This window comes from Limnospira sp. PMC 289.06, assembly GCF_032350395.1.
Classification (GTDB): Bacteria; Cyanobacteriota; Cyanobacteriia; order Cyanobacteriales; family Microcoleaceae; genus Limnospira; species Limnospira platensis.
The window spans coordinates 1-14,676 of record NZ_JARPLC010000024.1 but is presented as its reverse complement, the minus strand read 5'-3'; the positions used below and the strand labels follow the sequence as shown (position 1 = coordinate 14,676).

10 protein-coding genes and 1 pseudogene are annotated in these 14,676 nt (G+C 45.0%); 8 read left to right on the top strand and 3 right to left on the bottom strand.

Annotated elements, in window-relative coordinates; all coding sequences use genetic code 11:
• Positions 1 to 11: 11 nt before the first annotated feature.
• Positions 12 to 1,487, bottom strand: a complete 1,476-nt coding sequence (locus P5674_RS07685; RefSeq protein WP_315669914.1) for an isochorismate synthase — start codon at positions 1,485 to 1,487, stop codon at positions 12 to 14.
• Positions 1,488 to 1,651: 164 nt separating this feature from the next.
• Positions 1,652 to 1,810, bottom strand: a complete 159-nt coding sequence (locus tag P5674_RS07680; protein WP_014274527.1) for a hypothetical protein — start codon at positions 1,808 to 1,810, stop codon at positions 1,652 to 1,654.
• Here P5674_RS07680 and P5674_RS07675 point away from each other — a divergent pair.
• From P5674_RS07675 to P5674_RS07655, 5 genes and pseudogenes are all read left to right on the top strand, one after another.
• A complete protein-coding gene (locus P5674_RS07675) occupies positions 1,809 to 3,188 on the top strand; it encodes a cytochrome P450 (protein ID WP_315669913.1) in 1,380 nt (459 codons plus the stop codon). The two genes, P5674_RS07680 and P5674_RS07675, sit on opposite strands and share 2 nt — an antisense overlap.
• Before the next feature lie 16 nt (positions 3,189 to 3,204).
• Positions 3,205 to 4,101 carry a 2-carboxy-1,4-naphthoquinone phytyltransferase gene (gene menA / locus P5674_RS07670; RefSeq protein WP_062945612.1) on the top strand — a complete coding sequence of 299 codons (897 nt, stop codon included), beginning with the start codon at positions 3,205 to 3,207 and terminating at the stop codon, positions 4,099 to 4,101.
• Positions 4,102 to 4,154: 53 nt separating this feature from the next.
• Entirely contained in the window at positions 4,155 to 6,596 is a 2,442-nt protein-coding gene (locus P5674_RS07665; RefSeq protein WP_315669912.1) for a type I restriction-modification system subunit M, read from the top strand.
• 33 nt (positions 6,597 to 6,629) lie between these two features.
• Positions 6,630 to 7,940 carry a restriction endonuclease subunit S gene (locus P5674_RS07660; RefSeq protein ID WP_315669911.1) on the top strand — a complete coding sequence of 437 codons (1,311 nt, stop codon included), beginning with the start codon at positions 6,630 to 6,632 and terminating at the stop codon, positions 7,938 to 7,940.
• 28 nt (positions 7,941 to 7,968) lie between these two features.
• A pseudogene (locus P5674_RS07655) lies at positions 7,969 to 9,168 on the top strand (DNA methyltransferase); the annotation flags it as partial.
• Between the two features lie 162 nt (positions 9,169 to 9,330).
• Here P5674_RS07655 and P5674_RS07650 read toward each other — a convergent pair.
• Positions 9,331 to 9,942 (bottom strand): Uma2 family endonuclease, encoded by a 612-nt coding sequence (locus tag P5674_RS07650; RefSeq protein WP_315669910.1) that lies wholly within the window; start codon positions 9,940 to 9,942, stop codon positions 9,331 to 9,333.
• A 131-nt stretch (positions 9,943 to 10,073) separates the two neighbouring features.
• Between P5674_RS07650 and P5674_RS07645 the strand changes: the two genes are divergently transcribed.
• From P5674_RS07645 to P5674_RS07635, 3 genes are all read left to right on the top strand, one after another.
• Complete coding sequence (locus P5674_RS07645) at positions 10,074 to 10,646, top strand: Uma2 family endonuclease (protein WP_014274532.1); 573 nt, start codon at positions 10,074 to 10,076, stop codon at positions 10,644 to 10,646.
• 93 nt (positions 10,647 to 10,739) lie between these two features.
• Positions 10,740 to 13,823 carry a type I restriction endonuclease subunit R gene (locus P5674_RS07640; RefSeq protein ID WP_190490352.1) on the top strand — a complete coding sequence of 1,028 codons (3,084 nt, stop codon included), beginning with the start codon at positions 10,740 to 10,742 and terminating at the stop codon, positions 13,821 to 13,823.
• A complete protein-coding gene (locus P5674_RS07635; protein ID WP_014274534.1) occupies positions 13,810 to 14,538 on the top strand; it encodes a M48 family metallopeptidase in 729 nt (242 codons plus the stop codon). Before P5674_RS07640 ends, P5674_RS07635 begins: the two co-directional genes overlap by 14 nt.
• Positions 14,539 to 14,676 lie beyond the last annotated feature (138 nt).

Sequence of the window (14,676 nt, the reverse complement as noted above, 5' to 3'; positions counted from 1 at the left end):
CGATTTTTGTGTTATACTAATGCTCTCAACAGGGCTTGTAGTTTCAGTTGAATTTCGGCTAATTCTTGCTCAGGTTCAGACCCGGCGACTATTCCGGCTCCAGCGAACAGTCTAGCTCGATCGCAGTCTATCAAAGCGGAACGAATACCTACGATAAATTCCCCATTACCGTGATAGTCTACCCAACCCAAAGGAGCGGCATATAAGGACCGGTCAAAGGTTTCGTATTGCCTAATTTGAGCGATCGCTATTTCGCAGGGAGTCCCGGCGGCGGCGGGGGTCGGGTGTAGTTTCGCCAATATATCTAATAGGTGAATATTGGGGGATATGGGGGAAGTTATGGGAGTCCACAGGTGTTGAATATTGGATAATTGCATTAGCCTGGGTTTTGGCGAAGGCGAAGGGGTCAAGCCTAAATGTAATAGACGTTCTATGATAAAATCGACTACGGCTTGATGTTCCCGTAGGTTTTTATCACTTGATAGGAGGCGGTGAGCAATTTCTGCATCTTCCGTTTCCGTTTCACCACGGGGGGCAGAACCTGCCAGCGCATCGGTGCTACAATTACCTTGATTGACTGTAATTAGGCGCTCTGGACTCGCACCTATAAAGTTTTGGCCTTGGCTGTTTCCGGTGGAAAAAATGTAGCAGTCGGGATAAAGCGATCGCAAATTTGCCAGGGAATTGATGAGCCGAAATGGTCGCTCTGAGCAAATATCAAAGGCTTGGGATAGCACAACTTTACTGAGTTTTCCCGTATCAATTAACTGCAAATTCGCCGATACTGACTTATGAAAATCTCCCACTTGTGGATTTATCCAAATGGTTCGGGGGTGTAAATTCTTGGTTATTTCTGCTGGAATGCTGCCTTTTTTCAGATTATTAACTGTGTCGATTTTTGCCGATATAGACCGAGTTACAGCGTCAATATCTGAATTTTTGTCGACCAAAGTATTGATTAGTAAACTATAGCGATCGCCTTTTTGATAGAGTAGGATTGATGGTAAAAATAGAGTGGCGGCGGGAAAGACTGGCTGGGAATGATAGTTATCTACATTCGGGTAATTCCTGAGATAATAATGCTCCGAATTAGATTGATAATTGTCTTGAAAAAACGTGAAACTACAACAAAAAGCTGGGGCGGTCAAATCCGACTCAGACCCGGCGATAATTGTCCGGCGAAACCAACCATCGATAAACTCCTGAGATTTGGCAAATCTTTCCCCGTTGTTAATAGTTAATTTGACTGCAGCATCCCAGCCGACGATCGCCTGTTTTGACTGAGCTTTTTCAAAGTAAAAATGTGGCTTATCCTCTGTTAAGAATGCTTCCAAAAACCGGAGAGGGTCAACGGCATCAATTTCCCGAACAATACTAATAATTTGAGGCTCAGAATTGACAAGACAATTTTGCTGGCACTCACACAGAAAGCGATGCAGTTCCCGGCGGTCTTGCCAAAGCAATTGGGGAGGAGGTACAGCCAGCATAGAATAGAATAACAGATCAATATAGGGATGTTACCAAGAAAACAGCCTTTGCGCCCAGAAGGTCAGTTATTAGAGCAATATACAACACTGACTGATATTGGTTCAAGACTTGGGAAGCTTGACCTAGCCGACAATTGGGAAAAATCAGTTCGGGAATTATGCCATTAGGCTTTAGAAAAGGCAATATTAGCGATCGCCTCTGGGTTGTCTGTGGTAATAAACCTTAACAAATCCGGCCCTAGGAGAGGGTCAGAGGGTGATAAGGCGATGGTATTATGAATTGACCCACCCACTGAATTGGCTGAATTTAACCAGACACGCATGAAACTGCCTGATGGCCCTAGATTAATGTCCCCCCTGCAAATTTTGCAGCTTGTTATTGATCCTCCCAAATACCTAGAAAACTGCGCCGATAAATATGGCGATCGCTTTACTTTGCGGGTTTTAGGCAATAATTCGCCGCCGGTGGTTTTTTTTAGTCATCCACAGGCGATCGAGGCAATTTTTGCCGGGTCTGAGGGTCTGTGTCCGGCTGATCAATTGGAGTTAGGACGCATTACCCATGTATTTGAGCCCCTGACCGGGCCACAGTCTTTAATTGCTAAAGATGGATCGGAACATCAACGCCTGAGACAGTTGTTAATGCCACCCCTACACGGGAAGCAACTTCCCCGCTATGGTGAGGCGATCGCCAATATTGCCGACTCCGTGACGGAAAACTGGTCTGTTGGTGATTGTATCTCTATCCGCAAGTATACCGCCCGAATGTCCCTACAAACCATTTTACAGGTAGTTTTGGGGTTGGGTCCCGGTTATCTGATGAACCAACTGCAACAGACCCTAGAAACCTATTTAGAGTGGGTAAATTCCCCCCTCAACTCCCTACAGTTTTTTTGGCCGGCTTTGCAAAAGGATCTCGGTGCGGCGAGTCCCTGGGGCAAATTTCTCCGACAGCGACAACAAATTGATGATCTGATTTATACTGCCATAGGCGATCGCCGCCGGGAAGCCACAGGGGAAGATGTCCTATCTTTGCTAATTTCGGCGAGGGATGAAAACGGCGAGGGTATGAGTGATCAGGAATTGCGCGATCAGATTATTACCCTATTGCTCCTAGGTTATGATACCACCGCCTCAGCCACTGCTTGGGTATTTTATTGGATTCATAAATTCCCCTACATTAGAGATCAACTGGTCGCCGAATTGCAGACCCTCGGAAGTGATAGCGACCCGGCGGAGGCGGTGCAACTTCCCTATTTAACAGCAGTTTGTCGGGAGGCTTTGCGTCTTCACCCTATTGCCTTAATTTCTCAGCCTCGTGTGGTGCGTGAGTCTGTGACTATTGGCGGCGATCGCTTTCAACCTGGCACCGTCCTAGTCCCCTGCATTCACCTAGCCCATAGGCGATCGCAAACCTACCCAGAACCCGAAAAATTTCGACCCGAAAGATTTTTAGAACGTCGATTTTCCCCCTATGAATACTTCCCCTTTGGTGGCGGTTCTCGTAGTTGTATCGGCATGGCATTATCTCTATTTGAGATTAAAATCATCGTAGCGACTGTCCTCAGCCGTTGCCAATTTTCCCTAGCTGATTTAGGTCCTGTGCGTCCCGTGCGCCGGGGAATTACCATTGTGCCCTCGGATAACTTTAAACTAATTGTTGAAAATATCCGACCCTCCCTCATTTCCTCCGTTGTTTAAGCCACATATTTAAATAATGACTACTAAACTGATTGCTGATTCTAATTCTAAGCTGTGGGTAGCTGCCATTAAGCCACCTATGTACAGCGTCGCTATTATGCCTATTTGGGTCGGAACTGCCCTCGCCAAGTCGGAAACTGGTTTAATAAATTGGGGCGTGTTTATGGCGTTCCTAACCGCCGCTATTTTCATCTTAGCTTGGGAGAACCTACTTAATGATGTCTTTGATTCCGAGACTGGTATTGATAAAAATAAACATCATTCTCTGGTCAATTTAACCGGCAATAAAGCCCTGATTTTAACTATTGGTAATATTTGCCTCGTGGTGGCGATCGCCCAAATTATGTTAATCTGTTGGTGGCAGCAAGATTTAACCATTTTCGGGTTAATTATCCTCTCCTGTTTTTTAGGGTATCTTTACCAGGGGCCCCCTTTCCGTCTCGGTTATCAAGGCTTGGGGGAATTTCTCTGCTTTTTTGCCTTCGGACCCGTAGGAATGTCCGCCGTTTATTATAGTCAAACCCAAACCTGGTCACTGCTGAATTTAGCCGCCTCTGTTATAGTCGGAATAGCCACCACCTTAATATTATTTTGTTCCCATTTTCACCAAGTAGAAGATGATATCGCCGCCGGAAAGCGATCGCCCATTGTCCGCTTAGGGACCCAACGCGGCGCGCAAATTTTACCCTGGTTTTGTGGTAGTATTTTCGGATTAACTCTCATCGGAGTTGTTGGCGGATTTTTCCCAGCTTGGACCCTATTAAGTTTTGTCGGAGTCTTCCCAGCCATTCAATTATGCCGCCATGTCCTACAATATCATAATCAACCCCAACAGGTTAGTAACTGCAAATTCATCGCCGTTTCCGTTCACTTTTGGAGTTGTTTATTATTGGGCTTAGGGTTTATCATTTAGGGTGAATAAACCCAGTTTCTGGCTCCCACCACAAGTAGATTATAGGCACGTCAATGGCTGTTAAAAAAACCCAACTATATAGTTCCCTGTGGGCAGGTTGTGACGAACTCCGGGGGGGAATGGATGCCTCCCAATATAAGGATTATGTCCTCACCCTGCTATTCCTTAAATACGTTTCTGATAAATATGCCGGGAAACCCAACGGCCTGATTATTGTTCCCCAAGGGGCTGCCTTTAGCGACTTGGTGAAGCTGAAAGGTGATAAAGAAATCGGCGATAAAATTAACAAAGTTATCGACAACCTCGCCGCCGAAAATGACCTTAAAGGCGTGATTGATATTGCCGATTTTAATGACGAGGATAAACTGGGCAAAGGCAAGGAAATGGTAGACCGCCTCTCCCGGTTGGTCGGTATTTTCGAGGGCATTAATTTAAGCGCCAACCGCGCCGACGGCGATGATTTGCTGGGAGATGCCTATGAGTATTTGATGCGGAATTTTGCCACCGAGTCCGGCAAAAGCAAAGGACAATTTTACACCCCCGCCGAAGTGTCTCGCGTCGTCGCCAAAGTCTTAGCAATTCCCCCAGAAACCCGCCAAGATGCCACCGTTTACGACCCCACTTGTGGGTCGGGTTCTCTATTGCTAAAAGTCGCAGACGAAGCCCCCAACGGATTAAGCATATATGGGCAGGAAATGGATAACGCCACCTATTCCCTGGCGCGGATGAATATGTTTATGCACAACCATCCTACGGCGGAAATTTGGAAAGATAACACCCTCGCCGCACCTTATTGGAAGGAAAAAGATGGCAGTCTCAAGCGGTTTGATTTTGCCGTAGCTAACCCCCCATTTTCTTACAAATCTTGGAGTAATGGAGTCGATACCGCCAGAGATGAATTTAACCGCTTTGGGTATGGGGTTCCCCCCGCGAAAAATGGCGACTATGCTTTTTTGCTGCATATCCTCAAATCCCTAAAAAGCACCGGAAAAGCGGCCGTAATTCTCCCCCACGGCGTGTTATTTCGGGGGAATGCCGAGGCAACCATTCGGCAAAATCTAGTTACCCAGGGCTATATTAAAGGCATTATCGGCTTACCCCCTAACCTGTTTTATGGCACGGGTATCCCCGCCTGTATTATTGTCTTGGATAAAGCGGAAGCCGCTACTCGTGACGGCTTATTTATGATAGATGCCAGCAAGGGATTTATCAAAGATGGCAATAAAAACCGCCTCCGCAGTCAGGACATCCATAAAATCGTCGATGTCTTCAATAATCAGCTAGAAATTCCCCGCTATAGTCGCCTGGTCAGTCTGGAGGAAATCGCTGCCAATGACTATAACTTAAATATTCCCAGATATATCGATTCTAGCGAACCGGAAGACCTCCACGACCTCAACGCCCACATCAACGGCGGCATTCCCCAGGGGGATATTAATGCCCTCGGTCATTATTGGCAGGTATTCCCCACCCTAAAAGCGGACTTATTCACCGAAACCCGCCCCGGTTATTTTCAGTTATCCATTACCAATTATCAACACTCCATTAAAAACCATCCCGAAGCGGTTGAGTTTGTGAGTGGGACTCTGGCGCTATATCACCAATGGCGGGACCATCACCGGGCGAGGTTGGAAAATATCGCCATAGGGGACAAACCCAAGGAGTTGATTGGGGAGTTATCGGAGGATTTGCTGGGGCGGTTGGCGGCGGCGGACTTGCTCGATAACTATGACATTTATCAGCTTTTGATGGATTATTGGGGGGAAACCATGCAGGATGATGTCTATTTGCTGGCACAAGATGGCTGGGAAGGGGGGAAGGTGTTAAGGGAGTTGGTGGTGTCCAAGGGGCAGAAGTTGACGGAAACGCCGGACTTGGTGATGGGGAAGAAAAAATATAAAGCGGATTTGATTCCCCCCAGTTTGTTGGTGGCGCGGTATTTTGCCGAGAAACAGGCGCAGATTGATGATTTACAAGCGGATTGTGATGGGGTAACGCAGGAGTTGGAGGGGTTAATTGAGGAAAACACGGGGGAAGATGGGGCGTTAACGGATGCCCAAACGGATGGGGGGAAGGTGACTAAGGGGAATTTAACCAAGTTGATTAAGGGGTTGAAAGGGTTGCCGCTTTTTGATGGGTCAGAAGAGGAGAGGCAACAGTTGGCAATTTGCGAGGAATGTTTAGGGTTATTTGACCGGGAAGCGGAGTTAAAAAAGGCGATTAAAGCGGCTCAGGAGGCACTGGATAGGTTAGTGTTTACCAAGTATCCTAAGTTAAGGGAGGAGGAGATTAAAACCTTGGTAATTGTGGATAAGTGGGGGGCGACTTTGGAGGGGATGATTTTGGCAGAAATTGAGCGGGTAACGCAGCAGTTGGCGAGTCGAATTAAGGAGTTAGATGAGCGTTATGCGGAACCTTTGCCCCAATTAGTGGATGAGGTGGAGAGGTTAGCGAGTCGGGTTGATGAGCATTTGCGGAAAATGGGAATTGGATAATTGATAATTGATAATTGATAATTGAGGGAAAAGATGAGCCGTCAAGAATTAGCTGGGAATAACAATCAAGTGCCGCCGGGGTATAAGCAGACTGAGGTGGGGGTGATTCCTGAAGATTGGGAGGTGAAATATCTAAAACAAATATCTCCTTCTCAGAGTGTAGGTCTTGTTATAAATCCATCTTCATATTTTGATGATAAGGGAACAATTCCGATGTTGGTCGGTTCTCACATTTATGAAAATTATATTAATTGGAAGATAGCTAATAGAATCACCGCAGCGAGTAATGAGTCACTCCCCGCATCGCGATTGAAAGCAGGAGACTTGGTAACTGTCCGCGTTGGTGAACCTGGGATAACGGCTGTTATTCCTACTGAATTAGATGGCTGTAATTGTGCATCTATGATGATTATTCGGCAACATTCATCTTTTAACTCGCTTTGGCTCTGTTACATGATGAATTCCCGACTGGGAAAAAACCAAATTAATCATGTTCATTACGGTACTGCACAAAAACAATTTAATATTAGTGATGCAATAGACTTTATATATCCTATCCCACCCCTTCCAGAACAAAAAGCGATCGCCTCTGTCCTCTCAGACGTTGACGAACTCATCAGCAGCCTAGATAAGCTAATCGCCAAAAAGCGCCACATCAAAACCGCCACTATGCAGCAACTCCTCACGGGTAAGACTCGCTTACCGGGGTTTGGTGGAGAATGGGAGGAAAAGCGGTTAGGGACTATTGCGGACAATAGCACTAAATGGAGCTTTACAGGTGGACCATTCGGTTCTAACTTAAAATTCTGTGATTACACTGAGCAAGGAGTTCAAATAATCCAACTGCAAAATATTGGAGATGGAGAGTTTATAAATGACTCCCAAGTTTTTACCTCTTCAATAAAAGCTGATGAACTTTTAAGTTGTAATATTTATCCGGATGATATAATACTATCAAAAATGGGCGACCCTGTAGCTAGAGCCTGTATTATCCCAGATATAAACCCTCGTTACTTAATGTGTTCTGATGGAATTAGATTGTGTGTAAATAAAGCCGATAACGACTCGTATTTTATTTGCAGTTACATTAATTCTCCCTATTTTAGATTACTCGCTGAAAATGCAAGCACGGGTTCAACAAGAAAAAGAATTGGACTAGATAGCCTAAGAAAAATCCAGATTTTAATTCCACCCCTTCCAGAACAAAAAGCGATCGCCTCTGTGCTTTCGGACATGGACAAAGAAATTGCCGCCTTAGAAAAACGTCGCGCCAAAACCCAAGCCATAAAACAGGGAATGATGCAGGAACTCTTAACGGGGAGAACGCGGTTAATTAAGCCTTGATAGAGATAACACCAACAACCAGAAATCAGCAACCATATTGAGAGGTTGGAAATTGAAGCCCTTTAATAAACCCATCCCCCAAGAAAAACTAAATATTGTCAACAAAACCCGGTCGAACTTGTTTAGTTGGCGGGGTCAATTTTCCCCTCAACTTATCGAAATAATTTTAACACAATATTGCCCACCTGATGCCGTCATATTAGACCCCTTTGCAGGTAGCGGCACCGTTTTACTAGAAGCCGGAAATCTCCAACTTCCCGCCTATGGCTTTGATATTAACCCAGCCGCTTATATTCTCAGCCAAACCTATCAACTTATCAATAAACCCAGAAAACAGGAGTTAATTAAAATCCTGCGGGAATTAGTAGATCGAGAATTTCCTTATAGAATCTTTCAAAATGAGCCAGTGGAAAACCTAGCCGAAAAATTAACCCTAATTAGGAATCAGCTAGACCCAGAAGCCAGCCAAATATTTGAGGCTTTAGTGATTTTGCTCGATGTTGCCAACAATGCTGTTACCAACGAATTAATCCAGTCAAAACTTGCCGATTTAGTTAATCTTATCAAAAATCTGCCCTATTCCGACCACCCCATAAATATAGGTTTATCAGATGCCCGTTGTCTGCCATTACCCAACAACTCAATCGATTTTATCATCACCTCTCCCCCCTATATCAACGTATTTAACTATCATCAAAACTACCGCAAATCTGCCGAACTTCTAGGCTGGGATTTATTAACAATAGCACGGTCAGAAATAGGCTCAAATCGAGCCAACCGCAGCAACCGATTTTATACAGTAGTCCAATACTGTTTAGACATGGCTGAGACTCTCCGAGAACTTTCTAGGGTCAGCAAAAAAAACGCCCGCATTATCTTGGTTATCGGACATCAATCTAATGTTTTAGGTGTCCCTTTTTATAATGCCGATATTATCGAAAAGATGGGGATACAGGCTAACCTTTTCCACAAGCAATTGAGGCAAAAAAGAGAGTTTAAAAATAAATTTGGGCAAGTCATCCGAGAAGATATCATCAATTTTAGCAACCTGAAAAATCCAATTTCTCAAGCCAACCTTAACCAAATTGCGCGCCAAGTAGCCTTAGATATATTAAAAAGCGGTTTATCTTGGGTGTCTCCCGAAAATATAAACCACCTTAAAAAAGCCATTGATAGAGTGCCAGATATTGACAACACCCCCATCTTAGATAAAAGACTTTATATATAGCCACTGACTTAAATTAGTTCACCCTAATCAATACAAAATATATGCCTGATTTATCTCGACCTCATTACACAAAATTAACCGCTTGTCTCCATAACCCTCGCTTACCCGAACCTGACCGAGAAAAGCTAGAAGAAGCCATCAGAAAATATCATTTTTAAATTTTTAACCCTCAAAAATCTGTTGAACCGTTAACCCCAACTCAGGAAAAGCCACAGACTCCACCCTATCATTACCTCGAAATTGTCTAACTTCATACTCCCCATCAACCATTGTATAAACCGAAAGCGTCGGAGATTTAGGTTCACCAATAAAACGCCGCCCCCCTAACCCCAAATAATCGACAATCCAATATTCTGGGATTCCCATTAACTCATAATCTCCCGCCTTTCTCAGATAATCATTTTGCCAGTTATTGCTAACCACCTCCACCACTAACCGCACGGAACCCCCCAAGGTAATAATAGACTCTTTTTGCCAACGGGGTTCCTTGCTTAACTCCCCCTTATCCAACACAATAATATCCGGCTGATAACCTGATTCATCATCCAACGGTTTCAGCAAACAATCACCGGGGATAGAGTAAGGTAACTCGTAACGGTCAATTATAACTCCCAGTTTTAGGCGGATAAAGCCTATAATATTAGAGTGCGCTCCTGTTCCTAAAGGCATTTCGACAATCCTTCCGTTGTGTAGTTCATACTTACAGGTGGCATTTTCTGGATACCAGGCGACAAATTCATCAAAGGATATGGGTTTAGTAATGGTTTGAGTCATAATAAAGGGGAATGAGGAATCTGGAATTGGATGCTGATATTTGGTCGGTTGATTTAATTATAAATTATTAACTGTCAAATGTCAATGGTCAATTAATAATAATTCTCACTATTTTAACGATGTCTAGGACTATGGCTGCTTTGATATTAAATTTAGACCGAGTTTGCCTGAGTGATGAGCAGTTTTATCAATTATGTCAAAACAATGCTGATTTTAACTTTGAACGGACTGCTAAAGGAGAGTTAATTATTATGCCACCAGTGGGAGGGGATAGCGGCAATAGAGAAGCGGATTTAATTATTGATTTGGGAATCTGGAATCGACAAACTAACCTAGGTTATACGTTTAGTTCCTCCACTGTCTTTACATTGCCAAATGGTGCTAACCGTTCCCCCGATGCGGCATGGATTCGCCGGGAACGTTACGCGGCATTAACCCCCCAACAACGGCAGAAATTCCCTCCCATTTCCCCGGATTTTGTCATTGAGTTAAGGTCAGTAACGGATGATTTAAAAATGCTACATAATAAAATGCAAGAATATATGGAAGCCGGGGTAAAATTGGCATGGCTAATTAACCCCCAACAGCAACAGGTAGAAATTTATCGCTTGGGGAAACAGGTAGAAGTGCAGGATTTACCCATAGAATTATCGGGTGAGGAAATATTGCCGGGGTTTAGGTTGAGTTTATCCAGGTATTTGTAGAAGTCTTGATGTAGGAGTTCCCCGACAACCTAACTCCCCGGACTGTTGGCTAAGATTTATTAAATTTCTTGAATACTACCAGAGAAGCAAATCATGATTAAAGTTGGACAAGTTGAACGAGTTACCCAAAACCGCGTTATTAAACTATTTCAAAACCAACTGGGTTATACCTATCTGGGAAACTGGAAAGACCGAGAAAATAACGGCAATATAGAGGCTGAATATTTAACCCAATGGCTCACCCAGCAAGGCATTAAGGACACCCTCATCAATAAAACCCTGAGAGAATTGGATAAAGCCGCCAGCTTGGGAGAAACCCAAAACCTTTATGATGCTAATAAGGCTGTTTATCGCCTGCTGCGTTATGGGGTAAAGGTGAAAGGGGGGGCGGGTGAACAAACTCAAACGGTTTGGCTCATTGATTGGGAAAATCCCGACAATAATCGCTTTTATCTGGCGGAAGAAGTGACGATAAAAGGCAACCAGAAGAAACGCCCGGATATTGTGGTCTATATTAATGGTATTGCTGTGGCGGTTCTGGAACTCAAACGTTCCACGGTTTCGGTGGCGGAAGGTATCCGTCAAAATCTGGATAATCAAAAAAAGGAATTTATCCGCCCCTTTTTTACGACGCTTCAGTTAGTGATGGCGGGAAACGATACCCAAGGACTCCGCTACGGCACTATCGAAACCTCGGAAAAGTATTATTTGGAATGGAAAGAAGCGGGAGTTAATGCCTTTGAGAGTCTCCTAGATTGGCATCTTAGCCTACTGTGTGAAAAAAGCCGCCTGCTGGAAATCATCCACGACTTTATTATCTTTGATGCGGGGATTAAAAAAACCTGCCGCCATAACCAATATTTTGGGATTAAAGTCGCCCAGGAATTTATCGATCGCCGTGAGGGTGGCATTATCTGGCACACTCAAGGGTCAGGAAAAAGCCTAACTATGGTGTGGCTGGCGAAATGGATTCGGGAACATCAAAGGCAGGCTAGGGTTTTAATTATAAGCGATCGCACGGAACTCGACGAACAGATTAGCAGCATCTTTAAAGGAGTCGATGAGGAGATTTACCGCACCGAAAGCAGCGCCGACCTGATGAATAAACTCAACCAAACCCAACCCTGGTTAATGTGTTCCCTCATTCACAAATTCGGTCACTCTTCCCAAGAGGCGACGGAGGAATTTATTAACAGCCTCCAGCAACTCCCCAGCAACTTCTCCCCCAAGGGTAACTTATTTGTGTTTGTGGATGAATGTCACCGCACCCAGTCCGGGAAACTCCACACCGCCATGAAGCAAATGCTCCCGAATGCCCTATTTATCGGGTTTACGGGGACTCCCCTATTGAAACAAGACAAACAGCGCAGCATCGAAGTATTTGGGGGGTATATCCACACTTACAAATTTAACGAAGCGGTGAGAGATGGGGTTATCCTCGATTTACGATATGAGGCGCGGGACATTGACCAAACCCTCACCAGTCCCCAGAAAATAGACCAGTGGTTTGAGGCGAAAACTCGCGGCTTGTCAGAATTTGCCAAAACCCAACTGAAAAAGAAATGGGGGACGATGCAAAAACTCCTCTCTAGTAAGTCTCGCCTGGAACAAATTGTTAACGATATTCTCCTAGACATGGAAACCAAACCCCGACTAATGGACGGACGGGGTAACGCCATGCTGGTCTGTAGCAGCATTTATCAAGCCTGCAAAACCTACGAAATTCTCAGCCAAACGGACTTTAAGGGTAAATGTGCGATCATCACCAGTTATAAACCTTCCCCGGCGGATATTAAAGGGGAGGAAACGGGGGAGGGACTGACGGAAAAACTCCACCAGTATGGGATTTATCGGCGTATGTTGGCGGACTATTTTAATCAGCCGGAAGATGAAGCCATGTATCGGGTGGGGGAATTTGAGCAGGAGGTTAAACGGCGCTTTATTGATGAACCGGGACAAATGCGCCTGTTAATTGTGGTGGATAAGCTGTTAACGGGCTTTGATGCACCCCCGGCGACTTATCTCTATATTGACAAAACGATGCGAGATCATGGCTTATTTCAGGCTATTTGTCGGGTTAATCGCCTTGATGGAGAGGATAAGGAATATGGCTATATTGTGGATTATAAGGACCTGTTCCAGCAATTAGAGGGGGCGGTTACAGATTACACTAGCGGGGCTTTTGAGGACTACGAGGCGGCGGACGTGGCGGGGTTATTGAGCGATCGCCTTTCCAAGGGCCAAGAACGCCTAGAAACCGCCCTAGAAGCCGTCCGCGCCCTCTGTGAAACCGTCCCCCGTCCCCGTCACACTTCCGACTATCTCCATTATTTCTGCGCCGCCGACACCACGGATAAAACCGCCCTCGCCGCCAACGAAGCCCAACGGGTCGCCCTCTATCAAACCGTTAACGCCGCCATTCGCGCCTATAGTAACCTCGCCAACGAAATGGAAGCGGCGGGATACACCCCCCAGGAAGCAGCCAGCATTAAAGAGGAGGTTAGCCAATACAGCAAAATGCGGGACGAGGTGAAAATTGCCAGCGGCGACTATATCGACAGTAAAATCTATGAACCGGCTATGCGTTACCTGATGGATACTTATATCAGGGCTGAACCCAGTAACCTAGTGGCGGACTTTGAGGAGTTGGGACTGGTGCAGCTTATGGTAAATCAGGGTTTAAAGGCTTTAGATAGCCTCCCGGAAGGGTTGAAAGATGAGGAAGCCATGGCGGAAACCATCGAGAATAACATCCGCAAAATTATCTTAGATGAGAGTCCGATTAACCCGAAATATTATGAGGAAATGTCCGAGCTATTGGATGCTTTGATTGCACAACGTCACCAGCAAGCTATCAGTTACCAAGAGTATTTGGAACAGGTGAAACAACTAGCCCGACAAGTGATAGACCCCACCGGGTCAGCGGTGAGGAATTATCCCCCTTGCTTAAATACGCCCGCCCTCCGTTCCCTCTACGATAACCTGGGCAAAAATGAGGCGATCGCCTTAGCTATTGATGGAGTTGTGAAAACCACCAAAAAAGACGGCTGGATTGGTAATCGTTTCAAAGAAAGAGAAGTTAAAAACGCCGTTGATTCTGTCCTGAGTAATGCTAAACTAGACCCAGACCTAGACCAACTGCTAGAGTTAATTAAACAGCAGCATGACTATCAGTAAATCTCCCACAGAATACCAGGTTACTATTGCCGAAATTCCCGTGCAAGTGATTCGGAAATCCATTAAAAATCTGCATATTGTCGTCTATCCCCCAGAGGGGCGGGTGCGGGTATCTGCCCCCGATCAAATGACTGATGAGAATATCCGACTGGCGATAATTTACCGCCTATCTTGGATTAAGAAACAACGGGCTAAATTTGCCGCCCAACCCCGTCAATCGAAGCGGGAAATGGTATCAGGAGAAAGCCATTATATTTTTGGTAAACGCTACCGCTTAGAAGTCATAGAACGCCGGGGGAAACATGAAGTTAAAATCCTCAATGCTTCCCGATTGCAACTATTCGTTAATCCGGGAACTTCTCGGGACAATCGCGCCCTGGTTTTAGCCGAATGGTATCGCCAACAACTCCGGGATATTATACCACAATTGCTGAATAAATGGCAACCCATTATCGGGGAAAATGTCACCTATTGGGGCATTAAGAAAATGCGGACTAAATGGGGAAGTTGTAATATAACTAAGCGCGGGATTTGGTTAAATTTAGAACTGGCGAAAAAACCGATTGAGTGCTTGGAATATGTGGTAGTTCATGAGTTAGTGCATCTATTAGAACGTTATCACAATGACCGTTTTCAGGCTTATATGGATGAGTATCTCCCCCAATGGCGGCAACGTCGAGAACTCTTAAACCGGGAACCCTTAGAAGACTTCTAAATCCGCTGGAAATGGGGCATAATGACCATTAACCGTCAACTGAAAACTGTCATAGTTCCCATCTTGATTAAAGTACCACAGAAAATCCGGGTCAAGACCGGGAGCATACCAGAGAATATCTGTGATTCCTGAACCATT

Bases quoted from the DNA above. Each gene is read 5' to 3' on its own strand.
- P5674_RS07685 (WP_315669914.1), bottom strand. From the start codon at position 1,487: ATGCTGGCTGTACCTCCTCCCCAATTGCTTTGGCAAGACCGCCGGGAA.
- P5674_RS07675 (WP_315669913.1), top strand. From the start codon at position 1,809: ATGAAACTGCCTGATGGCCCTAGATTAATGTCCCCCCTGCAAATTTTG.
- P5674_RS07680 (WP_014274527.1), bottom strand. From the start codon at position 1,810: ATGCGTGTCTGGTTAAATTCAGCCAATTCAGTGGGTGGGTCAATTCAT.
- menA (WP_062945612.1), top strand. From the start codon at position 3,205: ATGACTACTAAACTGATTGCTGATTCTAATTCTAAGCTGTGGGTAGCT.
- P5674_RS07665 (WP_315669912.1), top strand. From the start codon at position 4,155: ATGGCTGTTAAAAAAACCCAACTATATAGTTCCCTGTGGGCAGGTTGT.
- P5674_RS07660 (WP_315669911.1), top strand. From the start codon at position 6,630: ATGAGCCGTCAAGAATTAGCTGGGAATAACAATCAAGTGCCGCCGGGG.
- P5674_RS07650 (WP_315669910.1), bottom strand. From the start codon at position 9,942: ATGACTCAAACCATTACTAAACCCATATCCTTTGATGAATTTGTCGCC.
- P5674_RS07645 (WP_014274532.1), top strand. From the start codon at position 10,074: ATGGCTGCTTTGATATTAAATTTAGACCGAGTTTGCCTGAGTGATGAG.
- P5674_RS07640 (WP_190490352.1), top strand. From the start codon at position 10,740: ATGATTAAAGTTGGACAAGTTGAACGAGTTACCCAAAACCGCGTTATT.
- P5674_RS07635 (WP_014274534.1), top strand. From the start codon at position 13,810: ATGACTATCAGTAAATCTCCCACAGAATACCAGGTTACTATTGCCGAA.